Source organism: Kribbella sp. VKM Ac-2569, assembly GCF_004216905.1.
Classification (GTDB): Bacteria; Actinomycetota; Actinomycetes; order Propionibacteriales; family Kribbellaceae; genus Kribbella.
Map to the genome: position 1 here is coordinate 669,695 of NZ_SGXJ01000002.1, position 23,732 is coordinate 693,426.

The window sequence follows — 23,732 nt, forward strand, 5'->3', positions numbered from 1 at the left end:
AGGAAGTCAGCATTCGAGGCCATGTCCTCCGGCGTACGGCGGCCAGTACGTTGCACCGAGGTTCCGCCTGACCGACAGGAGCAGCCGATGTCCCGGATCAGCTCAGTTCTCGCCCTTCTCGGCCTGGTGGTGGGAACCACCGCGCTACCGGCCGACGCCGCCGCACCGATCCCGGTGCAGATCCTCAGCCTGACCGACCTGCACGGCTACCTGTCCGAGACCGAGAACCTGACCATCGCAGGCCCGTCCGGCACGCAGCAGGTCGGCGGCGCCGGGTACCTGAAGGCACATCTCGACCGGCTCCGGAAGCCGAACAGCTTCCTGATCGGCTCGGGTGACCAGTTCAGCGGCTGGCCCGACTACACCCAGGCGTTCGCGAACGAGCCGACCATCGAGGTGCTCAACGCGTTCGGCATGGACTTCGATGTCGCGGGCAACCACGAGTTCGACCGCGAGTTCCCGTTCCTGCACCGGATGACCACCGGCGCCTGCTACGGCAAGCCCGGTTTCGACAGCTGCTTCAAGGACTCGAAGGGCCAGAATTTCCACGGCACCGACTACGCGTATCACGCGGCGAACATCGTCGACCCGCGGACGAAGCGCCCGGTGCTCCCGCCGTACTGGATCGCGCAGGCCGGCTCGCAGCGGATCGGGTTCATCGGGCTCGGCTTCCCGGGGACGCCGACCGAGACGCTGTCGATCGAGGGGTCGGGGTTCGAGTTCCAGGGCCTCGTCGACGCGGCGAACCGGGCCGCGGCCGAACTGAAGGCCCAAGGCGTGAACGCGATCGTGGTCAGCATGCACGAGGGCGGTCAGCAGGGTGGCCTGTACGACGAGTGCAAGAACCCGACCGGTCCGATCTTCGACGCCGCCCGGGCGATGTCCCCCGATATCGACGTGATCCTCGGCGGCCACTGGCACACCGCGTTCAACTGCATGATCCCGGACCCGAACGGCGTACCGCGGCCGGTGCTCGAGGCGAGCAACCACGGGCGCGTACTCGGCGAGGTGAACCTGGAACTCGATCCGGGGACCGGTGACGTGATCCGCTCGAAGACCACGGCCACCAACCACGCGGTCACCAAGGACGTCACGCCGGACCCGGGGATCCAGAACATCGTGAAGTACTGGATGGACAAGTGGACGGCCCGGCAGCAGGAGCCGCTCACCAAGCTCGATCGAGACCTCGACTTCGCGCGGACCGCGGAGAGCCGCACCGGCAACCTGGTCGCGGACCTCTACAAGGCCGAGGCCGACGGCGACTTCGCGCTGGTACCGGCCGATCTCGGCATCGACGTGATCGCCGCCGGTCTGGAAGCCGGCACGGTGACGTACGGCGAGGCGTGGCCGGTCGCCGGGATCTCGCCGATTACCACGCTGTCGATGAAGGGCTCGACGGTCGAGGCCGTCCTGGAGCAACAGTGGATCCCGCCGGCGTACGGCTGCAGCAGACTGTCCGCGCTCGCGACTTCAGCCAACTTCCGCTACACCTACGACCTCGGGCGGCCGGTCGGTGACCGCGTCGATCCGGCCAAGGTCCTGATCAACGGCAAGCCAATGCAGCTCGACGAGACCTACCGGGTCACGACGAGTGCGGCGATGCCCTTGCACGGAACGCAGTACGGCTATCCGGGCTTCCAGCAGTACGCCGCTCTCGACCGGGCGCCGCGAATGGGCCAGGAGGTCTTCCTCAACTATCTGCGGACCCATCCGTTGCTCACGGCACCGAATCTCGGACGGGTGACCGCGATCCCGGGTACGCCGCCACCGGCCGACGGACCGTTCGGTCCGCTGACTCTGCTACCGCAGAACGAGATGACGGCGACCGCCACGAGCCAGGGATCGTCCGCGTACAGCGCGTCCGCCGCGATCGACGGCAGCTGCACAACCATGTGGCACTCGAACTGGAGTCCACATGCCCCACTCCCGCAGTACATCACCCTCGACCTGCAGACGCCCCGCGCGATCGAAGCGCTCGTCTACACGCCGCGCCAGGACGCCGACGTACCGAACGGCCGCATCTCGTCGTACGACGTCCAGACGAGCACGGACGGCACTACGTTCACGTCGGTGGCGAAGGGATCCTGGGACGGCACGGTCGACGCGAAGATCGCCCGGTTCCCGGCGGGTACGACGGCACGCTACGTGCGACTCGTGGGACTGGCCGGCGGGGCCGACTACGCGGCGGCGACCGAGCTCAATATAGCTCTAGCTCCGGCTTCCTGACCGCGGCGCGATGGGCCGTCGGGGACAGGCCGTACCGACGGCCGAACTGGCGGCTCAGGTAGTGCGGAGAGTCGAATCCGACCGCCGCCGCGATCTGCGCAACGGACATGTCGGTGGCACCGAGCAGCTCGGCCGCGCGCTGCAGCCGGAGCGCGAGTACGACGTTCATGATCGAGTCACCGACCTGCTCCTTGAACAGGTGCGCGAGGCGGGACACGGATACCTGCGCGAGCCCGGCCAGTGACGTCAGGGTGTGCGGCCGGGCCGGGTCGGCGGTGATTGCCTCGAGCACCAGGTGCACGCGAGCGTCCAGGTGTTGCGTCTCCCGGCGCAGGCTCGCGACCGCGGTCAGCAGCACCTCCTCGATGCCGTTCATCGTCAGCTCGGTGGCGACACTCTTCTCCAGCAGGTGCAGCTCGGTGTCGCCGGTCGGGGACAGCCCGGCGCGTTGCGCGTCGCGATGCAGCCGATCGAACGCGGACACCACACGGTCCGTCTCCGAGGATCTGGTCAACCGCACGTAGGACAGTCCGGGCATTGCCTGTGGCAACGACAACCACGAGTGCCACTCGCGCCGCGGCTGGAAGTGCGCCCACCAGGACTCCCAGTACGTCCCGACGGTCCCGTAGTCGTGCGGCGTCCCAGGACTGACCAGTACGACGTCCCCGTGCCGCAGCATCAGCTTGTTCTGGCCGATCATGTACCGCCCCGCGCCGGACGCCGTGTAGAGCAGGTACCAACTACCCACCCCGTCCGGCCGTACGACGCGATAGTCGCCGCCGCTGTGGAAGTGGCCGGTCACCAACTTGCTCGGCGGCGGGATCTCGCTGTACAGCTCGATGAGCACCTGGGTAGCAAGATCGTGCTCGAAGTCAGCAGGCTCCGTCATGGTGAATCTCCTCGTAGGCACCCCAAGATTAGCGGAACGTCAGCAAGATCCTGCACCCTAGGGAAACGAGGGATCCGTGCCTTTCAGCCCCGTCGCCGAGCTCGAGTACGACGCCTCCACGCTGGTCTTCGAGCACGGGTGGCAGTCGTGGAGCCCGAGCGGCTGGTACCGGCTCGACGCGCGTCCACCGCGTCCGACGGCGCCGAATCATCACGTGATGGCGTACCGCCCCGGCGTCGACGCCGGCCGCTTCCAGGGCGAGGGTCTGCTCGCGGTCGCGACGGCCGGCGAGGTCACGATCATCGCGGCAACCGGTCCCGACGAGGTGCCGTCGATCCGCGCCGACCTCCGCGGCGACCGGCTGGTCATCTCGGCCGATGGCGCCGTACAGCAAACAACGTCGACGCAGGCCAACCCCAATCAGGCGCTCGCCGATTGGGCCGACACCTTCGCGGCCGGTGCGCCGCCGGTGCGCGTGTTCGGACCGTCCTGGTGCAGTTGGTACGCGTATTGGGGCAAGGTCACCGAACGCGACGTGATGACCGACGTACGCCAGTTCGACGTACATGACCTGAGCGTCGACCTCGTCCTTCTCGACGAGGGGTACCAGTCCGCGATCGGCGACTGGCTGACGCCGCGTGACGACTTCGGGTCGACCGTTAGGCTCGCCGCCGACATCCGCTCGAGCGGTCGTCGCGCAGGTATCTGGGTCGCCCCGTTCCTGGTCGCGAGCGACAGCGAGACGGCGCGCAGGCACCCGGAGTGGCTGGTCCCCGGCATCAGCGCAGGCACCAACTGGGGCCAGGAGCAACTGGTTCTGGACGTGACGCACCCGGGCGCCGCGCACCACATCCAGGACGTCTTCACCGAGCTCTGCCGCCAGGGCTACGACCACTTCAAGCTCGACTTCGTGTACGCCGGGGCAATCGACGGACCGCGCCACGAGCAGGTCGACGGCGTCGCGGCGTACCGGCACGGAATGCGGCTGCTGCGCGAAGCCGTCGGACCCAACCGGATCCTGCACGGCTGCGGCGCTCCGATCCTCCCGAGCCTCGGACTCGTCGACTGCATGCGGATCTCGCCCGACACGGATCCGATGGTCGACCCACCGTCCGGCGACATCAGCCAGCCCGGCCAGCGGGGCGCGCGGTCCACCTCGGTGGCGCGCGAGTTCCTGCACGGCCGCTGGTGGGCGAACGACTCGGACTGCCTGATCGTGCGCCCCGACGTCCAGGAGCGCGAGCTCTGGGCACAACACATCTCTCAAGGTCCAGGTTTGCGGATGTCGAGCGACCCGATCGGCGAGCTCGACCGGTGGGGGCTCGATCGCACCCGCGAACTCCTCGTCCCGAGCTCGCCGCGCCCGCATCCGCTGAAGGATCCCGATGCTTAGGCGAGCGCCCCGGCGTACCCACCGGATCGGACGCGGGCGACAGACGGCCGTGGCATACGCGCTGCTGGCGCCGAGCCTGGTCGGCGTCCTCGGCTTCCTGCTGGCGCCGGTCGCGATCGTGCTGGTGCTCAGCCTGTTCGACTGGAAGTTGCTCTCGACTCCTGAGTTCGTGGGGCTGGCCAACTACCAGAAGCTCTTCACCGACTCCGACGTCTGGCACTCGCTGCTGGTCACCGTGTACTACGTGGTGATCTGCGTGCCCGGTACGACGATCCTCTCGCTACTGCTCGCACTCCTGGTCGACCGCAAACTGCGCGGGATGAAGTACTTCCGGGCGCTCCTGGTGATCCCGTGGATGGCGACGCCGGTCGCGCTCGGCCTGGTCTGGAGCTGGATCTTCGACCCGGGCCGCGGCGCGCTGAACCAGTTCCTGGGCGTGTTCGGGATCGACGGTCCGGCGTGGCTGTCGTCGCCGGTGCTGGCGATGCCGAGCGTCGCCGCGGTCCACATCTGGCAGTTCGCCGGGTACAACATGCTGTTCTTCCTGGCCGGTCTCCAGAACATCCCGCGGTCGTTGCGCGAGGCCTCGTCGCTGGACGGCGCATCCCCGGTCGCGCACTTCTTCACGATCACGCTGCCACTGCTGCGGCCGACGATGCTGTTCGTCCTGATCACCAACGTGATCGGATCGTTCCAGGCGTTCGACACGATCTTCGTGATGACCGAGGGCGGCCCCGGTGACAGCACCGAAGTCGCGACGTACCTGATCTACGACGAGGCGTTCCGCAAGTTCGACTTCGGCTACGCCTCGACGATCTCGGTGCTGCTGTTCGCGGTGGTGCTGATCGCGACGATCTCCCAGTTCGTCTACTTCGAACGCCGTACGACCTATGAGGTGTCCGGATGAGACTGCGCATCTTCACGTACGCCGTCCTGGTGGCCGGCTGCCTGTTCGCGATCTTCCCGTACTTCCTGACCGTGCTCACCGCCTTCAAGGGCCCCGGGCAACTGTCGGAGACGATGCCGTGGGAGCCCGGTCTGCCACCGAGTACGGCGGCCTTCGAGCGACTGTTCAACTCGGGCTTCGGCGGCTACCTGGTCAACACCGCGCTGGTCACGGCCGGGATCACCCTCGGGCAGGTGGTGTTCGCGATCCTGGCGGCGTACGCCTTCGCACGCCTCTCGTTCCCGGGACGGGACGCATTGTTCTGGGTGTATTTGTCGACACTGATGGTGCCGCCGGTGGTCACGATGATCCCGCTGTACCTCATGATGCAGAAGCTCGGGCTGGTCGACACCTGGGCCGGGTTGATGCTGCCGACGATGCTCGGTACGCCGTACGCGATCTTCCTGCTCCGCCAGTTCTTCCGCGGCATCCCCGCGGATCTCGAGGACGCGGCCCGGATCGACGGCGCCGGGCGGGTCCGGACGCTGGTGTCGATCGTGCTGCCGTTGTCGAAACCGATCCTGGTCACCGTCACCACCCTCGCCGTGGTGGCGAACTGGAACAGCTTCCTGTGGCCGCTGATCGTCACCAGCAGCGAGGACAAGCGGCTGCTCTCGGTCGGGATCGCCTTGTTCAAGGGGGAGATCGGCGTCGACTACAACGCCGTGATGGCCGGCAGCCTGATCGCGCTGGCGCCGCTGCTCGTGCTGTTCATCGTCTTCCAGCGCTTCATCGTCCGCTCGGTCGCGGTCACCGGGCTCAAGTAATTCGGAGGATCTCATGTCTCGAAGCGTTTCCCGGCGGACGTTCCTGATCGGCGCCGGCAGTGTGCTCGCTCTGGCCGGCTGCGGGTCGTCCGACGACAAGGCGAGCAGTGGCGGCGGCAAGGTCGAGCTCGTGTACCGCCTGTGGGACGAGCAGCAGGAGGTCGGCTACAAGGCGGTGTTCGCGGAGTTCACCAAGCAGAACCCAGACATCACCGTCCGGATGGAGGTGCTGCCGTGGGACCAGTACTGGACCAAGCTGACCACTGAACTCGCCAGCGGCAAGGCCCCGGACGTGTTCTGGCTGACCGTCGACTACTTCCCGGACTTCGCGAGCAAGGGCGTCCTCGCGCCGCTCGACGACCTGATCTCGAAAGCCGGACTCAAACTCGACTCGTACCACCCGAACGTCGTGCAGTCGTACAAGTTCGAGGACAAGCAGCTGGGGATGCCGAAGGACATGGGCATCGTCGGACTGCTCTACAACAAGGACCTGGTCACGAAGGCCGGGGTCACGATGCCGGCCGAGCTGACCTGGGCGCCGGACGGTTCGGGCAGCTTCCTCGAGGTGGCCCGCAAGCTGACCGTCGGCAGCAAGCAGTGGGGTTTCTGCTCCTGGAACCACAGCCAGACCCAGTGGCTGAACTGGATCGCGTCGAACGGCGGCCACGCGATGGACAAGCCGTACGGCGCCTTCGACTTCGCGAGCCAGAAATCGGTCGAGGCCCTGCAGTTCGCGCGGGACCTGGTGTTCAAGTGGAAGGTGTCGCCGGACGGCACCCGGACCAACCCGCCGACCGGGCAGGCGACCGAGATGTTCTACCGCGGCGAGGTCGCGATGTTCCCGGCGAACAACGCGCTGCTGCCGTTCGCACTGCCCGAGGTGAAGTTCCCGATCGGGGTCGCCGCTATGCCGGCCGGCCCGGCCGGGCGGACCGTGGTGATCAACGGGCTCTCCGAGGCGATGTTCGCGAAGACGAAACACCCCGACGAGGCCGGCAAGTTGGTCGCGTTCCTCGGTTCGGAGAAGGCACAGCGGCTGATGGGCGACGCGGGCTACATCATCCCGGCCCTCAACAACGCGGGCGCCGGCTACAAAGCGTTCTGGAAGCAGAAGGGCATCGACGTCCAGCCGTTCCTCGACTCCGCCGCCGGCAGCACCGTCAACCTCCCGATCGCCGAAGGCTGGACCGCCAAGTCCCCCGAGATCAACAAGACCGTCAACGACCTGTACCTCGACAAGGTCGGCGTACCCGACATCGCGACCGCCATGGACAAGATCGGAAACGACAAGTGAAAGAACTGACGGACTCGTACGACGACTTCCAGGATGCCGGCGTACTGCGATCTCGCCTCGCGAGCGATGGTTACTTGTTCTTCCGGGGGCTATTGCCTCGCGAAGTGGTGGCGGACGTTCACGAGCAGTTGGCTCGGATCCTTTACGACAGTGACTGGTTGGCGCGGGATGCTGATCCGCGGGAACTGGTCGCGTCGGGGCGGGCCGTGGAGGAAGGGTCGGCGGGGTTCTTCGGGGCCTATACGGCGATTCAGAGCACCGAGGCGTTTCATCGGTTGGCCGTGAGACCGGAGTTGCTGGAGCTCGCCGGCCGGTTGCTGGGCGAGGAGGCGTTCGCGCACCCGGCGCACATCTGCCGGATCGCGCCGCCGTCGCCGGGGGCGAATCCGACGCCGATCCATCAGGACTACCGGTTCATCCAAGGGTCGGTCGACACGCTCACGACCTGGCTGCCGTTGAGTGCGGCACCGCCGGAGATCGGCGGGTTGCGGGTGCTGGCCGGTTCGCCGCGGCTCGGCGTACTGCCGGTGAAGGCGTCCGACGGGCCGGGGATGATGCGGGCCGAGGCGGACGAGAACCATCCGGAGTGGCGTACGACGTCGTACCAGCCGGGCGATGTGCTGCTGTTCGGGAGTCTGACCGTGCACGGCGCGATGCCGAACCGGACGAAGCAGCTGCGGTTGTCGGCCGACGTCCGGTACCAGGCGTTGAGCGCGCCGATGGCCCGCGACCTGCTCGGCACCGGGAAGCCGCACTACCACCCGGACGTGCCGGACTTCTCGACCCTCACCCGCGGCTGGACCTCGACGGACTGCGTCGAGGTCCCGGCCGGGGTGCGGTTCGTGGATCGCTGGGATCCGCGCGTGGACGACGTACCGACGCCGCCGTCCCGGTTCGCTTATGCCTAAGGCTGGATGACGATCTTGCCGCGGGCGTGGCCGGACTCGCTCAGTTCCTGGGCCTTGGCCGCGTCCGCGAGCTCGAAGGTCTGGGCGATCCGGGGCCGCAGCGTGCCGTCGGCCGCCGCCTGCAGGTGCGCCTCCAGGCCGGACCGGATGGACTCGGTAGTCCCGCCGCCGCCGGACATCGTGACGCCAAGCTCGCCCGCCGCCGCGTAGTCAGCGATCGTGACGATCCGCTCGGTGCCGCCGCGCAGCTCGACCGACTCCTTCAGGCCACCCAACCCGGCTGTGTCGAACACCGCGTCCACACCCACCGGAGCCGCCGCCCGCACCCGCTCCAGCAGGCCATCGCCGTACTCGACCGGGACCGCGCCGAGCGACTGCAGGTACTCGTGGTTTGCGGGCGACGCCGTACCGACAACGGTCAGACCGGCCGCCTTGGCGAGCTGTACGGCGACCGAACCGACGGCACCTGCCGCACCGTGGATGAGGATCGTCTCGCCGGACTTCACGCCGAGCAGATCGAGCACGCGCTGCGCGGTCTCACCGGCCACCGGTACAGCGACTGCCTGCTCCCAGCTCACGCCCGCGGGCTTGCGCGCCACGTTCCCGCCGATCGCGTACTCGGCGTACGAGCCGCCGTCGGACCAGCCGACCACCTCGTCGCCGACCGCGAACTCGGCGCCGTCACCGGCCTCGTCGACCACGCCGGCCACCTCGAGCCCCGGAACGGCCGGGAACACCGGGTCGATGAACCCCTTCGTCCAGCCACGGCGCACCTTGAAGTCGATCGGGTTCACCCCGGCCGCGCGCACCTTGATCCGCACCTGCCCGGGACCCGCGTGCGGCTCCTCGACGTCCTGCACCTTCAGTACCTCGGGACCGCCGAACTCCTCGAACACGACCGCTCGCATAGCACTGCCTCCATGAATTGGTTGTCGCTTCAATAAAGGTTGCGGGACGCCGCCGCATTCCCGACTGGCCGTTCGGACAGTTGTCCACCGTCCGAAAGACGGGCCCGGGTGGATGCGTCAACCGACGTACTCTGAACGGCATGGAGGCGGCGGAGGTACTGGCGGCGGCGGCCCAGGTCATCGACGGGCCGACCGAGGAGCTGCTCCAGCGGCTGTCCCTCGTGACCGCGGACCTGATCCCGCACCGCGCGGTGGCCCAGCTCGCTTCGCAGTGCGCGTCCACACCGGTCACGGCGTACGGCGATCCAGCCGTGAGCGGCGCGATCACGGGAGCGGATCTGGCAGGCCTCCTGGGTACGGTGACCGCCGGGCAACCGTGGCAGGGCGTCATCCCGATCGCCGGTGCGCAGCATCCCGTCCTCGCGGTCTCGAGCGACCGGGCGCCGCGTGGTTCGGTGGTGGTCTTCATCCGCACGTCGGACGCCCCGACGACCGCTGACCGGACGTTGCAGGCGTTGTGGGACGTCGTCACGGCCCACATGTACCGCTTGACCCTCGAACGCGAGCCCGGCGCGTTGGCCCAGAATCGCGCGATCGCGGAAGCGCGGAACGATCTCGCGGCCGAGCTCGGGGAAGCTCATGCGGCAACCCTCGCGACGATCCTCGGCGTACTGCGGAACCAGCGGATCGACGACGCCGCGGCGCGGACGATGGCCGTCGAGATGGCGCTCAACGGCCTCGCCGAGCTGCGGACCGACACCCAGCGGGACCGGGTGTGCAGCGGCGAGGAGCCGGCGGGCCGCGCCTTCGACCGGCTCGCGGACTCGCTGCGGGCGCTGCTCCGGCACGGCCCGGTCGAGCTCGAACTGGATGCCCCGGGCAACGATCAGCTGATCCCGGCGGCCGTCGCGCACGCCGCCCGGGTCGCGGTCCGGTCGGTCGTGCTGGCGATGCTGACCCAGGACGACGTACGCCGGATCCGCGTGGCCTGGCGCTGGGACGGCAAGGAGTTGCTGTCCACGATCCGTGACGACGGTCCCGGGCGGTTGGCGAACGTACTCGATCTAGGGCAGTTGTCCGAGCGGCTCCGCCTGCACGAGGGCGACCTGGACCTCGACGCCGTACCCGGCTGGGGCTTGACGGCCCGGGTCACCCTCCGCACCTCACAAGCCCCACTCACCGTCGCGTCCGACCCCCTGGCCGCCCTAGGCGCCCGCGAACTAGAAGTCCTCGAACGCCTGTCGCAGGGTCAGCGCAACCGCTCAATCGCCGACGACCTCCACATCAGCGAGTCAACGGTCAAATTCCACGTAGCCAACATCCTCACCAAACTGGCCGTCAGCACCCGAACCCAAGCCGCCGCCCTCTACCACGCAACAGCGGTCTAGGACTCTTCGAGGCGGGGGAACAGCGGGTCGCCCTTGGTGAGGGTGGCGCCGGCGGGGAGTTGGCCCCAGGTGCCGGTGTCCTGGACTCGTTGGTCGGTCAGGGCGCCTAGTTTTTCTTCGGCGCCGAGGAGTTCCCACAGCTTTGCGGCGGCCTTGGGCATCGTCGGGTTGTGGAGTACGGCGACGGCGCGCAGGACCTCGGCGGCGGAGTAGAGGATTGTTGCCAGGCGGGCTCGCTGGGACTCGTCCTTGGCGACCTTCCACGGCTCCTGCTCGGTGACGTACCCGTTCACGGCGCCGACCAGCTCGTTGATCGCGGCCAGGGCGTCCTGGAACGCGAGGGTGTCCAGGGCCTTGTCCGCGGTCGCGACGGTCTGCGCGAGCTTGTCCGCCAGCGCCTGCTCGGCCGGTCCGTGGTCGGTCGGCTCCGGCAGCGCGCCGTCGAAGTACTTGCCGACCATGGCCGCGATCCGGCTGGCCAGGTTGCCCAGGCCGTTGGCGAGCTCGGACGTGTAGACCGCGCTCAGGTGCTCCCACGAGAACGAGCCGTCCGACCCGAACTGGATCGTGCGCAGGAAGTAGTACCGGAACGCGTCCGAGCCGAAGTGGTCGGTGATCTCGTGCGGCGCGATAGCGGTCAGCTTCGACTTGCTCATCTTCTCGCCGCCGACCAGCAGCCACCCATGGGCGAACACCTGGCGCGGTACGGCGACCTCGGCGGCCATCAGCATCGCCGGCCAGATCACCGCATGGAACCGGAGGATGTCCTTACCCACCAGGTGTACGTCGACCGGCCACAGCTCCTCGAACCGCTCCGGGTCGGTGCCGTAGCCCGCGGCCGTCACGTAGTTCAGCAGTGCGTCGATCCACACGTAGAGGACGTGGTCCTCGTCCCACGGGACCGGGATGCCCCAGTCGAACGTCGACCGGGTGATCGACAGGTCCTGCAGGCCCTGCTTGACGAACGCGATCACCTCATTGCGTGCACTCGCGGGCGCGACGAAGTCCGGCTGCGACTCGTACAGCTCCAGGAGCTTGTCGCCGTACGCCGAGAGCCGGAAGAAGTAGTTGGTCTCGGAGACCGTCTCCAGCTCGGTGCCGTGGATGATGCACCGCTGCGTGCCGTCCTCGTCGGTGCGGATGTCCGCGGGGAGCTTGAACTCTTCGCAGCCGACGCAGTACAGGCCCTCGTACTCGCCCTTGTAGACGTCGCCCTTGTCGTAGAGCTTCTGCCAGAACTCGCGGACCCGCTCGGTGTGCCGCTGCTCGGTGGTCCGGATGAAGTCGTCGTACGCGATGTCGACATCCGCCCACGCCGGCTTCCAGGCCTCCTCGACCAACTTGTCCGTCCACGCCTGCGGCGACATGCCCTGTGCCTCGGCGCTGCGCATCACCTTCTCGCCGTGCTCGTCGGTACCGGTGAGGTACCACTTGCGCTCGCCGCGCTGCGCGTGCCAGCGCGTCAGGACGTCCCCGGCCACCGTCGTGTAGGCGCTGCCGATGTGCGGCGGGGCCGTGACGTAGTAGATCGGGGTGGTGACGTAATAGGCCTTCTCGGACATGTAATTAAGGGTAGTGCCGGGCGCCAGTGTTATTTACCAGGGTCCCGAGCAGCGAGTACGGCGTCGTACACGGTCCGTTTCGGGACGTTGAAGCGCTTCGCGACGTCGGAGATCGCCTGTTTGCGCGGCGTACCCGCCTCCTCGTCCTTGGCCACCTCCCGCGCCAGGTCCTCCGGCGTCATGACCTTGTGCGGGTCCGCGCCGGCCACCACCAGGGTGATCTCGCCCCGGACGCCCTCCTTCGACCAGGTCACGAGCTCGTCCAGCGGGCCGCGTTTCACCTCTTCGTACGTCTTCGTGAGCTCCCGGCACACCGCCGTACGCCGGTCAGCGCCGAACGCCTCGGCCATCGCCTCCAAGGACTGCGTGAGCCGGTGCGGCGCCTCGAAGAACACCATCGTCCGCGGCTCGTCCTTGAGCTCGCCGAGCCGTCGCGCCCGCTCGCCCGGCTTGCGCGGCAGGAACCCCTCGAACGTGAACCGGTCCACCGGCAGCCCGCTCAACGCGAGCGCCGTCAGCACCGCCGACGGCCCCGGTACGGCGGTCACGATGACGTCGGCCTCGATCGCTGCCGCGACCAGCCGGTACCCCGGATCCGACACGCTCGGCATCCCCGCGTCCGTCACCACGACCACGGTCTGCCCGTCCAGGAGCGCCTGCAGCAACTCCGGCGTACGCTCCCGCTCGTTCCCCTCGAAGTAGCTGACCACCCGCCCACTCAGCTGGATCGCCAGCCCGGACGTCAGCCGCCGCAACCGCCGCGTATCCTCCGCGGCCACCACGTCCGCCTCCGCCAGCACCCGCCCCAACCGCGGCGAAGCATCCGACACGTCCCCAATAGGACTCCCAGCCAACACCAGCCGCCCGCTCATCCGGTCATCATCCCAGCCGCTCGCACCGACGCGGGGAGGCGGTGGTACCGGGGCGTCCGTACGATGGCGGGCGTGGCTGCTGTGATCGAGGACGGAACGGTACGGCGGAGTGACGCCGGCGCGGAGCGGGAGACGCTCGGGCGGGACGTGCTCGGGAGACGGCTCCCGCCGCTCAAGGAGCGGTTGTACCCGGCGATGCCGCGGGACTTCGACGGCGGCTGGATCGCCACGCTGGTGATCACCGTGCTGGCCGGCGTACTGCGGTTCTGGCACCTCAGCACCCCGGTGAAGTTCGTCTTCGACGAGACGTACTACGCCAAGGACGCGTACAGCCTGCTCAAGTTCGGCTACGCACGGCAGTTCATCGACCAGCCGGAGGGCGCCGCGGACAAGGCGATCCTGGCCGGCAACCTGGACGTCTTCAAGGACACCCCGAGCCTGACCGTGCACCCCGAGGTCGGCAAGTGGATGATCGCCGCCGGTGAGCAGCTGTTCGGGATGACCCCGTTCGGCTGGCGGTTCATGCCGGCGCTGTTCGGCACGCTGACCGTGCTGCTGCTGATCCGGACGGTACGCCGGATGACCCGGTCGACCCTGATCGGCTGCATCGCGGGCCTGCTGCTCGCGGTCGACGGCCTGCACTTCGTGATGTCCCGGGTCGCGCTGCTCGACATCTTCCTCGCGTTCTGGCTGGTCGCGGCGGTCTCCTGCCTGGTCGCCGACCGCGACTGGACCCGCCGCCGGCACGCCGACACCCTCGACAAGCCAGTCACCGACGGCGAGCGCCGTACGATCGGCCGCTGGCTGCTGATCCGGCCGTGGCGGATCGCCGCGGGTATCTGCTTCGGCCTCGCGCTCGGCACCAAGTGGTCGGCGGTCTGGGTGCTCGCCGCGTTCGGCGTGATGGCGTTCGCCTGGGACTTCGGGGCCCGGCGTGCGCTCGGCGTACGGTTCGCGTTCGTGAAGTCGGCCCTGGTCGACGGCATCCCGGCGTTCGTCAGCCTGGTGCTGGTCGCGGTCGTCACGTACGTCGCGACCTGGACCGGCTGGCTGCTGCACGACAACGCCTACGACCACAACTGGGCCGCGAGCAACCCGGCGCACGGCGTGATGAAGGTCGTGCCGGACGACTTCCGGTCGCTGCTGGCGTACCACAAGGAAGTCCTCGCCTTCCACACCGGCGACTACATCAAGCACGCCACCCACCCGTACGCCTCGAACCCGGCCGGCTGGCCGATCATCGCCCGCCCGATCGGTTTCGACGCGGTCAACGACATCAAGCCCGGTACGCCGGGCTGCAACGCACCCACCGGGACCAACTGTCTGCAGGTGATCTCTGCCCTCGGTACGCCGCTGTTGTGGTGGGGAGGTGCGCTCGCACTGATCGCGGCGCTGGTGCTGTGGATAGGCACGCGCGATTGGCGGCTCGGCATACCGATCGTCGGGTTCGTGACGTGCTGGGTGCCGTGGTTCGCGTTCGACGACCGGCCGATCTTCTTCTTCTACGCCGTCACGATGATCCCGTTCACGGTGATGGCCCTGGCGCTGATCCTCGGCAAGGTCCTCGGCCCGGCTCGAGAAGCGATGAGTACGGCGACTCCGCGCCGGTTGATCGGCACTGCGGTGGTCGGCGCGTTCGTCGTCCTCGTCGTGCTGAACTTCGCCTACATCTGGCCGATCCTGACCGACGAGGTGCTCCCGCACCCGGACTGGCTCAGCCGCATGTGGTTCAAGACCTGGATCTAGCTAGTGGAGCTCGTGGTGGCCTTTGCCTTTGAGTTTCTTGCCGTGGCGTTTGGCTGAGGACTGGCCGCCGACGCCGCCGAACAGGGCAAGGCCCTTGACCACGACGACCGGCGCGTTCGGGTCCGGGTCGTCGCTGCCGCGGGCGCCGAAGCCGCCGAAGATGCCGACGCCCTCGTTGCGGACCGTCACGCCTTCCGGGACGGTGATGTCGATGCCGCCGAACACCGCGAACGCCCAGATCGTCACCTCGCGGCCCTCGAAGACCGCGTTGGTCATGTCCAGATCGTGCCCGCCGAACACCGCGAACGCATTCGTACGGCGCTTCACCCGCCAGCGGCCCTTCCGCTCGCCGCCGCCGAAGATCGCCACCATCGTGTCGAAGCTCTGCTCCGGGTCGGCCGGCTCCTCGATCGGCACCAGGCTGGTCGACGCGGCCGCGGCAGGCTGCGCCACTGGCGTCGGCTGACCGGGTACGACGAGGTCGCGGGTGATCGGCTCGAGCTCGCCGAGGGTCTTCGCCTCCAGGGTCTGCTCGAGACGCTCGGAGTGCTCCTCCTGCGTCAACCGGCCCGACATCAGGGCATCCCGCAGTACGTCGACCACCTGGTCACGATCGATGTCGGACGCCCGCAGATGTGCGTGCGGGTGCGGGCGGTCGGGCAGGTTCTCCATAAAACGGAACGATATATCGTAACGGGCTCCGTGAGGACCCCGATTAATCCCGGAACCGACCCTGATGAATGGCGTCCTTGAGCACCCACCAACCGTTTTCGGGCGGCTCAAATGGTTGATGGGTGCTCAAGGACGCGGCTCACTCCGGCGCTGGACTTCGAGTGCGCAGATGACTGCGGTCAGCGTGATCGCGGCGAAGGTGATCGCCGTACCGGGGTAGCCGCCCAGGCCCAGGCCGAGGCCGCCGATCGCGGCGCCGAGGAACGTGCCGAGGCTCATGCCGGCCGCGTTGACGCTGAGCGCGGAGCCACGGAGATCACCGCTGCGACGGACCAGCAGGGTGGTGACACAGGCCGCGACCGTTGCGTGGCTGACGCCCATCAGAGCGGTGAGGAGCAGGGTGAGTGGGAGCGTCGGCGAGAAGTAGAACGCGGAGACCGCGAGCAGGGCGACAGTGATGCCGCCGACAAGCAGCCGCTCGGGGGTGATCCACGGACGATCGGTGGCGAGGTACCGGCCGGAGATGAGGTTGCCGAGGAAGAACGACGCGCCGCTGAGCGACCAGACCAGCGCGAACCAGCCCGGCGCGAGGTCGAACTTCTCGTCGTAGAACGCCGCGAGGTAAGCGAGGTAGCCCATGAAGGCCGCGGTCCGCAGCATCGCGATGGCCAGCAGTGGGAGCGCGCCAGGGATCCGAGCGAGCTCGCGGTACGTCGCCAGGTAGCTCATCCGCTCCCTGTTGGTGATCGGTGCTTTGCGCCCGCGCCCGCGCCAGAAGAAGGCCGCCGCCAGGACGAGCGAGATCGCTGCCGCCGCCAGCAGGTTGCCCCGCCAGCCCCAGATCAGGCCCGGCCCGGCGAGCACCGGCGCCGCCAGCATCGCCATCGCCGACGTCGTCGCGGACACCAGCGTCGCCGCACGGCCCGCCGCGGCCGGCGACCTGAACCGGTCTGCGGCCGCGGCCCCGATCGAGGGCGCCAGGATCGACGTCGACGCCCCGATCAGCAGGCAGAACGCGGCCAGCGCAAACACGTTGCCCACAGCCCCCAATGCGGCCGAGACGCCGAGCAGCGCGAGCCCGCCCGCGGCGACCAACTCCCGCGGCGCGCGGTCCATCAACGGCGCCAGCACCACACCGACCGCTAGCGCTGCTAGCCCACCGAGCCCTCGCAGTCCACCGATCTCCGCGACGCTCCCGCCGGCCGCCTCGGAGATCGGCACCAGATACATCCCGAACACCGTGAACGGGATCAGGCTCACCGTCGACGCCAGCAGGAACGGCCACAGCCGCCGGGCCATCCGAAGATCGCCCGGGACTGCTGCCGGGAGTGCGGTGAGGTTCTGCTGCGTGCTCATGTATCCGTCCTGTAGCGATAGAGGCTGCTCGGGCGGGAGCTGAACTGGGAAAAGGGAAAGGGTTCCGCGGACAGCGCGGTGACGCCGGCGCCGAGGAACGCGCGGGCCACGGCACTACCGGTCTGAGCGTAGACGGCGAGCGGCTTCGATTGCTCACGGCAACGAGTCAGGAGTACGTCGAAGCTGCCGTTGGACAGTGTCATACCGGTGGCGACAATCGCGTCGGCTGCGTCGACCACCTCGATCATGTCGCGGGACACGGGAAGGCCGGAGGCGGTCTCGCGGAGGTTGAGGTCGCACGGGAGACAGACACCGCCGCGCGCGGCGATCGCGTCGACGAGCGGGTTCACGACGCCGATCAGCGCGACTTTGGTGCCTTCGGCAACATAGAGCAGTCCGGCGACGGCTGCGTCACGGGCGCGGGCACGATCGTCCGGCGTACCGGCAGGAAGGACGACTTCCTCGGCGTACGGCGCGGTGTGGTGCGGCTCGACCGCGGCCAGGTAGGCGTCCAGCGCGGCGATGCGGACAGGGAGCGGGTCGTTGGAGGAGAGTACGTCGGCGAGCGTGCGGCCGGAGGTGTCGGCGCAGTACGCCGGGTCGAGCTCGCCCGACTCGAAGGAGCAGGCGCCGAACACCTCTCCTACTCGCAACAGCACGTAGTAGTTCCGGTAGGTGACGTCGGCGCCGGGCAGGCGTGTCGTGTGGTGCAGCCAGAACGCACTGGTGATGTCGAGGTCCGCCGGGGACGGACCACGCGATCCGGCGAGTACCTCTGCGGTCAGATCAGCCACGGAAGCGGTCATGGGAGATCAGCCAGCCTTTCGGGGTTGTCGTGCCTCACATTAATGCGACGGAGTCGCAGATGGAAACTCCTCGCGCCGGGCCTGCGTGGATTCCCGGCGGTCCCACGACATCGCCGACCAGGGCACCGCGAGCTCGTCCAGCGAGTCGATCTCCCGCGGCCGCATCGACGCCATCGGCCGCGCCTCGGCGTGCCGGGCGAACGCGGATTCGACGTACCGCGTCCCGGTGTCCGCGGCCAGGAAAACGTGTTTCCGTCCGCGGTCGCAGTTGTGCTCCCACAACGCCGACAGGTACGCCGCCCCGGCGGACAGTCCCGCGAACACGCCGGACGTGCGGAGCAGATCCACCGCAGCCGACATCGCGTAGTCGAATGAGACCCAGTGCAACCGGTCGTACAGCTCGTGGCGCACGTTCCGGAACTCGATCGAGCTGCCGATCCCTGCGATGATCATCTCCGGGTCCTGCGTGTGCCCGGCCCCGAACGTGACGCTCCCGAACGGCTGCACGCCGACCAGGTTGACGTCCCGGCCGCGCTCCCGCAGGTACGCCGCGATCGCGCCAGTCGACGCGCCCGTACCGACACCGCCGACCAGACACAGCGGACCGGTCGGCACCAACTCCGCCACAAGATCGGCGATCGCGCCGTACCCGAGGTAGTGGATGTCGTCGTGGTACTGCTGCATCCAGTGGTATGTCGGGTTGTCGCGGAGGATCTCGCCGATCCGGCGGACCCGGAGGTTCTGGTCGAGCTGCAGGTTGTTCGACGACGGCACCTGCTCGATGGTCGCGCCGAGGATCTCGAGCTGGATCTTGAGCGTCCGGTCGACCGTGGTCGAGCCGACGATGTGGCACTTCATCCCGTACCGGTGGCAGGCGAGCGCGAGCGCGTGCGCGTAGATCCCGCTCGAGCTGTCGATCAGCGTGTCACCGGGCCGGACCTGCCCGGTCTCCAGGAGCCGGCGGACGGCGCCGAGCGCGGAGTACACCTTCATGGTTTCGAACCGCAGGCAGATCAAGTCGTCCCCGGACCCGGAACTGACGCGGATCGGGTCCGGGTCCTTGATGGCCTCCGCCAGGTGGTCGTGCAGTCGCGTCATCGGCGCGGTTCGCTCCTTGGGTCGAGTGTCAGCACGGGCGGAGTATGGGGGTCGTCGCCGATCCGGGTGGCTGCGACCAGCCGCCGGGTCAGCTCGTGGTGCGGCTCGGTCGTGATCGTCGCGGGCGGGCCTTGCTCGACCACCCGGCCGGCGTCGAGGACCAAGACCCGGTCCGCGACGGCTGCGACCAGGCGCAGGTCGTGGCCGATCCAGATCAGCGCCGTACCGCGGTCCTTGAGCTCGGTCAGGAGGTCGAGGACGAGCGCCGTACCGTGATCGTCGAGGGCGGTGGTGATCTCGTCGCAGATCAGTACGTCGGGTTTTGCTAGCACTGCTCGCGCGAGGGCGGCGCGTTGCAGCTCACCGCCGGACAGGCGGCTCGGCGGGCGCGCGGCGGTGATCGCGGCGACCCCGAGACGGGCCAGCGTGGCGACGGCCTCGGCGTGGGCCTGGTCCGGCGCGAGTCCGCGGAGGCGTTGCGCCGTACGGGCGACCTGCTGATCGACGGGTCGCCGTTCGTCGAATGAGCCGCGGACCTCCTGCCAGACGTACTGGACGCGGCGGTGTTGGTCGGGGGTGCGCTTCCGGAGGACCGGGAGCGGTTCGTCGTCGAGCAGGATGGTGCCGGTGTAGCGCTCGTGCAGGCCAGCCAGGCAGCGGGCCAAGGTGGTCTTGCCGCTGCCGGAGCGACCGACGACCCCGAGACAGGCACCGGCGCGGACGGCGAGGTCAGCCTCGTGCAGGACGACATCGCGCCCGCGGGGACGCAGCGAGGCAGACAGGTTCATTGCCGTTAGCAACGGTTGCCCGGCGGCGGAGGTTCCCCTGACCTCCAGGTCCGGCGCAGGTGGGAGTACGTCGGTGGCGATCACCTGACCGGCATCGAGGACTACGACGCGCGACGCGAGGGCGCGGACCAGGTCGAGATCGTGACTGAGCAGCAAGATGCCGAGTCCGGTGGCGGCGAGATCTCTGAGTTCGTGGACGAGTTGCAGCCGGGTGATCGAGTCGAGACCGGTGCTCGGCTCGTCGAGCACGAGTACCTGCGGCCGGCAGGTGAGCGTCTGCGCGAGCGCCACTCGTTGCCGCTGGCCACCGGAGAACTGATACGGAAAACGTTTGAGGGTTGCGCGATCCTGTGGCAGTTGGGCCGCACGGACGGCTTCGCGGGCGTCGCCGTCGTGCAAGTTCGCCAGCTCCTGCAGCGTCGTACCGATCCGTCGGGCCGGGTTCAGCGCACTGCCGGGATGCTGCGGCATGTAGGCGACGACGCGGCCGCGTACCGACGGCGCCGCGGCAGTCACACCATTGCTGTCGACAACCAGTTGCCCGTCGACCTCGACGTGTCCGGCCAGTCGTACGCCGTCACCGTGTTCGCCTAGCAGTGCTAGCGCCGAGGTGGTCTTCCCCGACCCGGAGGCGCCAACCAGAGCGGTCACGTCCCCCGCCACGACCTCGAACGAAACCCCATCGACCAGCACCGCGTCCCCGGCGGTCGCGGACAGCCCGGTCACACGCACCACCGGCGTCATCGCGCACTGTCCACGAGACGGCGTGACCGGTGCACGAGGCGGTCGGCGAGGAGGTTGAAGCCCAACGTGAACGACACGAGAAGGAGCGCCGGCGCGAGCACCGACCAGGGTTGGAGGAGCAGACCCTCGCGGTTGCGGGACACGCTGACCGCCCAGTCCGGCGCGGTCGGGCTCAGTCCGAGACCGAGAAAGTTGACCGAGGCGACGAGGAACACCGCGAGCGTGATCCGCGTGCCGAGATCCGCCGCGACCGGGCCGAGAACCGAGCGTCCGACGTACCCGAGCTGGATCGTGCACCACGACTCCCGTTGCATCCGGAGCGCCTCGACCACCGGTCCGCTGGCCGCATCCAAGGCCGCGGCTCGGACGAGTCGCGCGACGGTCGGGACATTCACCATCGCTACGGCCACGGTGATTGCGAGCGCGGACGCGCGCCAGCCGACAGCGACCACGCTGATGACCAGGAGGGACGGGAGCGGGAGCAGTACGTCGAGCGGGCGCATCATGCCTTCGTCCAACCATCGATGCCGGGTCGACGCAGCCGTCAGCCCGATCAGCCCGCCCACGACGTACGCCAGTACCACCGCCCCGATCGCCATTCCCAACGCCGACCGACCGCCCACCAGCAACAGCCCTAGAACATCCCGACCCAATCCATCCGTGCCCAACGCGCCCTCGGACGAGTAGGGCAGGCCGGGCCGGGCGTCGTACGGCAGCAAGGGCCCAAGAACCGCAACGACCAAAGGCACCATCACCAAGGCCGCCGCGAACCAACCACGGACCGAACGCGGGCTCATCGGAGGAGGGCCGTTCGGGGGACCAACCGGTTGCAGACGAGGTCTGCGCCGAGGTTGATGAGGAGGGCCGCGATGGCCAGCACGAGCGTCAGGCCTTGGACAGTCGGGATGTCTCGGGTTTCCACGCCGTCCACAAGGGCCGTGGCGAAGCCGGGGATGGCGAAGATGGCTTCGACGACCAGGACGCCGCCCAGGAGCGTGTCGCCGGTGCGGGCCAGTTCTTGTACGCCGGGAACCGCCGCGTTCGGGAGGACGTGACGCAGCAGGAGTTGGCGGCGCGGGATGCCGAGCCGTCGGGCCTGCGTCACGTACTCGGCGTTCAGAGCAGCAACCGTCCCGGCGCGGACCTGACGCGACAGCAGGCAGACGGTCCGGCCGAAGAGTACGGCGATGGGGAGGATCAACAGGGCCGGCGAGGACAGGAGGTTGCCGCCGATCCAGGTCGCCGGCAACCAGCCGAGTTTGAGCGAGAACACGGCCACCAGGACGACTGCGATCACGAAGTCCGGGATCGCCGACAGGGCCAGCGTGATCGACGTGATCGTCCGGTCGACGCGCCCGTTCTCACGGGTTCCCATCACGATGCCCAGGGCAACGGCCAGCGGTACGACGATCGCTAGCGTTGCTAGCGTGAGTACGAGCGTCGCGCCGATCGAGTGCCGCACGATGTCGACCACAGGTCCCCCGCTGATCAACGACGTACCCAGATCGCCCGTCAAGACATTGCCCAGCCAGTGCACGAACCGCTCGACAGGCGGCTGGTCGAGACCAAGCTCACCCCGCAGCGCAGCGACCTGCGACGGCGTCAGCGTCTCGGTGAACCGCAAATCCGCCGCGTCTCCCGGCAGCAACGACGTCAGAACGAACACCAGCACCGAGAGCACAGCAAGCTGAACGACCGCGAGCCCCGCCCGTTGGGCGGCGTACGACCGCATTCAGGCCAGCCACACCTTGTCGAACCGGCCCTGGTCCAAGGTGTTCGGCGGCACCGCCTGCACCCCCTGCACCTTCGACGACACCGCGATCAGATAGTCCGGCAGACCCCACGCGAGGATCCCGCCCTCGTCCCGCACGGTCTTCTGCAGTACGCCGTACTGCCTGGAACGCTCGGTTTCGTCCGTCACCGCCCGCGCTGCCGCGAACGCGGTGTCGAACGCCGGCCGCCGCCAATGCGTCACGTTGAACGGCGAATGCGACAGCAACCGATCGGTGACGTACTGCGGAATCGGCATCGCCCCCGACCGATGGTTGCCAATGGCCCCCTTCGTGAGCAGGTCCTTCGCGTATGTCTGCGGGCTCCCGGTCGTCACCTTCAACCGGACCCCCGCCTCCGCGACCTGCTCCGCGAACAACGTCGCCGCCTCGACGAACCCGGCCGATGCGTCCGCGGTGAAGATCTCCACCTCTTTGCCCGCCAGCCCCGCCTTCTTCAGCAAGCTCTTCGCCTGCTCGACATCGCGCTCCCGCGCAGGCAGATCGGCCGGGTAGTACTGGTATCCCTTGCCGAACAGGTCGTTCCCCACCTCACCCCGTCCGGCGAGGACGACATCCACCAGCCGCTGCCGGTCCGCCACCAGCTTGAACGCGCGCCGTACGTCGGGATTGTCGAACGGCGGCCGGTCGACCTTCATCACGAACGCCTGCATCGTGCTGGCCTTCGCCGCCACGATGCGCACCGTCTTCCCGGCCTCCGCGGTCCGCGCGAACGTCGCGGTCATGTCGTTGGCGTACTCCGCCTGACCACCCTGTACGGCATTCGCCCGCGCCTCGGAGTCGGCCGACAGCAGGTGCAGCTCCTCGATCCGCGCGGGCTCGTCCCAGTAGTCGTCGTACCGCGAAGCGACCATCGAGCGGCCGGCCTCGAACGACAGGTACCGGAACGCGCCGGTGCCGATGGGTTTGGACGGATCCTTGAACCCGTTGCGCACGATCTGCGTGCCGATTCCGGCCAGCAATGCGGGGAACTCGGCGTTGGGCTGGGTCAGCACCAGCTCGACCGTCGCGGGGCCGATCGCCTTGCTGCGCTTGAGATCCAGCGTCGCGAGCGACGACTGCGCGACCCGCTCCGGTACGGCGGGATCCACGATCCGGGCGATGCTGTACAGCACGTCCTCGGCGACCAGTTTCGCGCCGTCGTGGAAGGTCGCGGCGCGCAGGCTGAACCGCCAGGTGGTCGCGGTCCCGTCGTGTTCCCACTTCGACGCGAGCCGCGGCACCGGCTTCAGATCCGGGCCGAGTTCGACCAGTTTCTCGTAGATCGCCTTGTGCCGTGCGATGTCCACGAACAGGCTCTGCACGTGCGGGTCGAGCACCTCCTTCGCCCCGCCACCGGCGTACACGGCACGCAGCCGCCCGCCCTGCTTGGGTTGCGCGGCCGCACCCCCGTCCGCCCCGCATCCGGTGATCGCCGCCAGCCCGGCAACCCCGGCCATCCCCAGGAACCCACGCCTACCCAAAGCCTCGGACACGCGCCACATCCTCACCTTTAGTGAAAACGATTGTCAAATCCAGCGCGCATCCGAACCCGACGCGATCATTCTTTCGGTCCCACTCCCCCCACCGCCCGCCGTAA

The 23,732-nt window shown here is 68.5% G+C and carries 20 protein-coding genes; 8 read left to right on the forward strand and 12 right to left on the reverse strand.

What is annotated here, in order from left to right; all coding sequences use genetic code 11:
- Positions 1-87 precede the first annotated feature (87 nt).
- A complete protein-coding gene (locus tag EV649_RS16270) occupies positions 88-2,226 on the forward strand; it encodes a discoidin domain-containing protein (RefSeq protein WP_198682526.1) in 2,139 nt (712 codons plus the stop codon).
- Here EV649_RS16270 and EV649_RS16275 read toward each other — a convergent pair.
- Positions 2,198-3,115, reverse strand: coding sequence for a helix-turn-helix domain-containing protein (locus EV649_RS16275; RefSeq protein WP_130384286.1), 918 nt, complete (start codon positions 3,113-3,115; stop codon positions 2,198-2,200). The two genes, EV649_RS16270 and EV649_RS16275, sit on opposite strands and share 29 nt — an antisense overlap.
- Before the next feature lie 76 nt (positions 3,116-3,191).
- Here EV649_RS16275 and EV649_RS16280 point away from each other — a divergent pair, with 76 nt between their 5' ends.
- From EV649_RS16280 to EV649_RS16300, 5 genes are read left to right on the forward strand one after another with little or no spacing between them, the layout of a single operon-like run.
- Positions 3,192-4,508, forward strand: a complete 1,317-nt coding sequence (locus EV649_RS16280) for a glycoside hydrolase family 36 protein (protein WP_130384287.1) — start codon at positions 3,192-3,194, stop codon at positions 4,506-4,508.
- Positions 4,501-5,415, forward strand: a complete 915-nt coding sequence (locus EV649_RS16285; RefSeq protein WP_241998264.1) for a sugar ABC transporter permease — start codon at positions 4,501-4,503, stop codon at positions 5,413-5,415. Before EV649_RS16280 ends, EV649_RS16285 begins: the two co-directional genes overlap by 8 nt.
- Positions 5,412-6,221 (forward strand): carbohydrate ABC transporter permease, encoded by an 810-nt coding sequence (locus tag EV649_RS16290; RefSeq protein ID WP_130384288.1) that lies wholly within the window; start codon positions 5,412-5,414, stop codon positions 6,219-6,221. Before EV649_RS16285 ends, EV649_RS16290 begins: the two co-directional genes overlap by 4 nt.
- A 13-nt stretch (positions 6,222-6,234) precedes the next feature.
- Complete coding sequence (locus tag EV649_RS16295; protein ID WP_130384289.1) at positions 6,235-7,515, forward strand: sugar ABC transporter substrate-binding protein; 1,281 nt, start codon at positions 6,235-6,237, stop codon at positions 7,513-7,515.
- Entirely contained in the window at positions 7,512-8,423 is a 912-nt protein-coding gene (locus EV649_RS16300) for a phytanoyl-CoA dioxygenase family protein (protein WP_130384290.1), read from the forward strand. The genes EV649_RS16295 and EV649_RS16300 overlap by 4 nt, the downstream gene beginning before the upstream one ends.
- Here the strand turns inward: EV649_RS16300 and EV649_RS16305 are convergent.
- Entirely contained in the window at positions 8,420-9,331 is a 912-nt protein-coding gene (locus EV649_RS16305) for an NADP-dependent oxidoreductase (protein WP_130384291.1), read from the reverse strand. The genes EV649_RS16300 and EV649_RS16305 overlap by 4 nt on opposite strands.
- Before the next feature lie 140 nt (positions 9,332-9,471).
- On the opposite strand from EV649_RS16305, the gene EV649_RS41380 reads away from it, so the two are divergent.
- A complete protein-coding gene (locus tag EV649_RS41380) occupies positions 9,472-10,719 on the forward strand; it encodes a helix-turn-helix transcriptional regulator (RefSeq protein WP_130384292.1) in 1,248 nt (415 codons plus the stop codon).
- Here EV649_RS41380 and metG read toward each other — a convergent pair.
- Entirely contained in the window at positions 10,716-12,281 is a 1,566-nt protein-coding gene (metG, locus tag EV649_RS16315; protein WP_130384293.1) for a methionine--tRNA ligase, read from the reverse strand. The genes EV649_RS41380 and metG overlap by 4 nt on opposite strands.
- A gap of 29 nt (positions 12,282-12,310) precedes the next feature.
- Positions 12,311-13,153: a 16S rRNA (cytidine(1402)-2'-O)-methyltransferase gene (gene rsmI, locus EV649_RS16320; RefSeq protein ID WP_130384294.1), complete on the reverse strand. Its 843-nt coding sequence runs from the start codon at positions 13,151-13,153 to the stop codon at positions 12,311-12,313.
- A gap of 63 nt (positions 13,154-13,216) precedes the next feature.
- Between rsmI and EV649_RS16325 the strand changes: the two genes are divergently transcribed.
- Positions 13,217-14,899, forward strand: coding sequence for a phospholipid carrier-dependent glycosyltransferase (locus tag EV649_RS16325; protein ID WP_130384295.1), 1,683 nt, complete (start codon positions 13,217-13,219; stop codon positions 14,897-14,899).
- On the opposite strand, the gene EV649_RS16330 is transcribed toward EV649_RS16325, so the two are convergent.
- From EV649_RS16330 to EV649_RS16365, 8 genes are all read right to left on the reverse strand, one after another.
- The gene (locus EV649_RS16330; RefSeq protein WP_130384296.1) at positions 14,900-15,571 is read right to left on the reverse strand and encodes a DUF1707 domain-containing protein; all 672 of its coding nucleotides are present in this window, start codon (positions 15,569-15,571) and stop codon (positions 14,900-14,902) included.
- 126 nt (positions 15,572-15,697) lie between these two features.
- On the reverse strand, positions 15,698-16,927 hold the full coding sequence (locus EV649_RS16335; RefSeq protein WP_241998266.1) for an MFS transporter: 1,230 nt from the start codon (positions 16,925-16,927) through the stop codon (positions 15,698-15,700).
- On the reverse strand, positions 16,924-17,733 hold the full coding sequence (locus tag EV649_RS16340; protein WP_130384297.1) for a DUF364 domain-containing protein: 810 nt from the start codon (positions 17,731-17,733) through the stop codon (positions 16,924-16,926). The genes EV649_RS16335 and EV649_RS16340 overlap by 4 nt, the downstream gene beginning before the upstream one ends.
- Positions 17,734-17,772: 39 nt before the next feature.
- Positions 17,773-18,831 carry a pyridoxal-phosphate dependent enzyme gene (locus tag EV649_RS16345; RefSeq protein ID WP_198682527.1) on the reverse strand — a complete coding sequence of 353 codons (1,059 nt, stop codon included), beginning with the start codon at positions 18,829-18,831 and terminating at the stop codon, positions 17,773-17,775.
- Positions 18,828-20,363: an ATP-binding cassette domain-containing protein gene (locus EV649_RS16350; protein WP_130384298.1), complete on the reverse strand. Its 1,536-nt coding sequence runs from the start codon at positions 20,361-20,363 to the stop codon at positions 18,828-18,830. The genes EV649_RS16345 and EV649_RS16350 overlap by 4 nt, the downstream gene beginning before the upstream one ends.
- The gene (locus EV649_RS16355; RefSeq protein ID WP_130384299.1) at positions 20,360-21,160 is read right to left on the reverse strand and encodes an ABC transporter permease subunit; all 801 of its coding nucleotides are present in this window, start codon (positions 21,158-21,160) and stop codon (positions 20,360-20,362) included. The genes EV649_RS16350 and EV649_RS16355 overlap by 4 nt, the downstream gene beginning before the upstream one ends.
- Positions 21,157-22,095, reverse strand: a complete 939-nt coding sequence (locus EV649_RS16360; protein WP_130384300.1) for an ABC transporter permease — start codon at positions 22,093-22,095, stop codon at positions 21,157-21,159. Before EV649_RS16360 ends, EV649_RS16355 begins: the two co-directional genes overlap by 4 nt.
- Complete coding sequence (locus EV649_RS16365) at positions 22,096-23,628, reverse strand: ABC transporter substrate-binding protein (protein WP_198682528.1); 1,533 nt, start codon at positions 23,626-23,628, stop codon at positions 22,096-22,098.
- Positions 23,629-23,732: the final 104 nt, after the last annotated feature.

What these genes read in the sequence shown, in the direction of transcription:
- EV649_RS16275 (WP_130384286.1), bottom strand. Translation starts at nt 3,115, where the DNA reads ATGACGGAGCCTGCTGACTTCGAGCACGATCTTGCTACCCAGGTGCTC.
- EV649_RS16340 (WP_130384297.1), bottom strand. Translation starts at nt 17,733, where the DNA reads ATGACCGCTTCCGTGGCTGATCTGACCGCAGAGGTACTCGCCGGATCG.
- EV649_RS16345 (WP_198682527.1), bottom strand. Translation starts at nt 18,831, where the DNA reads ATGACGCGACTGCACGACCACCTGGCGGAGGCCATCAAGGACCCGGAC.
- metG (WP_130384293.1), bottom strand. Translation starts at nt 12,281, where the DNA reads ATGTCCGAGAAGGCCTATTACGTCACCACCCCGATCTACTACGTCACG.
- EV649_RS41380 (WP_130384292.1), top strand. Translation starts at nt 9,472, where the DNA reads ATGGAGGCGGCGGAGGTACTGGCGGCGGCGGCCCAGGTCATCGACGGG.
- EV649_RS16335 (WP_241998266.1), bottom strand. Translation starts at nt 16,927, where the DNA reads ATGAGCACGCAGCAGAACCTCACCGCACTCCCGGCAGCAGTCCCGGGC.
- EV649_RS16325 (WP_130384295.1), top strand. Translation starts at nt 13,217, where the DNA reads ATGGCGGGCGTGGCTGCTGTGATCGAGGACGGAACGGTACGGCGGAGT.
- EV649_RS16355 (WP_130384299.1), bottom strand. Translation starts at nt 21,160, where the DNA reads ATGAGCCCGCGTTCGGTCCGTGGTTGGTTCGCGGCGGCCTTGGTGATG.
- EV649_RS16330 (WP_130384296.1), bottom strand. Translation starts at nt 15,571, where the DNA reads ATGGAGAACCTGCCCGACCGCCCGCACCCGCACGCACATCTGCGGGCG.
- EV649_RS16270 (WP_198682526.1), top strand. Translation starts at nt 88, where the DNA reads ATGTCCCGGATCAGCTCAGTTCTCGCCCTTCTCGGCCTGGTGGTGGGA.
- EV649_RS16285 (WP_241998264.1), top strand. Translation starts at nt 4,501, where the DNA reads ATGCTTAGGCGAGCGCCCCGGCGTACCCACCGGATCGGACGCGGGCGA.
- EV649_RS16350 (WP_130384298.1), bottom strand. Translation starts at nt 20,363, where the DNA reads ATGACGCCGGTGGTGCGTGTGACCGGGCTGTCCGCGACCGCCGGGGAC.
- EV649_RS16305 (WP_130384291.1), bottom strand. Translation starts at nt 9,331, where the DNA reads ATGCGAGCGGTCGTGTTCGAGGAGTTCGGCGGTCCCGAGGTACTGAAG.
- rsmI (WP_130384294.1), bottom strand. Translation starts at nt 13,153, where the DNA reads ATGAGCGGGCGGCTGGTGTTGGCTGGGAGTCCTATTGGGGACGTGTCG.
- EV649_RS16290 (WP_130384288.1), top strand. Translation starts at nt 5,412, where the DNA reads ATGAGACTGCGCATCTTCACGTACGCCGTCCTGGTGGCCGGCTGCCTG.
- EV649_RS16360 (WP_130384300.1), bottom strand. Translation starts at nt 22,095, where the DNA reads ATGCGGTCGTACGCCGCCCAACGGGCGGGGCTCGCGGTCGTTCAGCTT.
- EV649_RS16295 (WP_130384289.1), top strand. Translation starts at nt 6,235, where the DNA reads ATGTCTCGAAGCGTTTCCCGGCGGACGTTCCTGATCGGCGCCGGCAGT.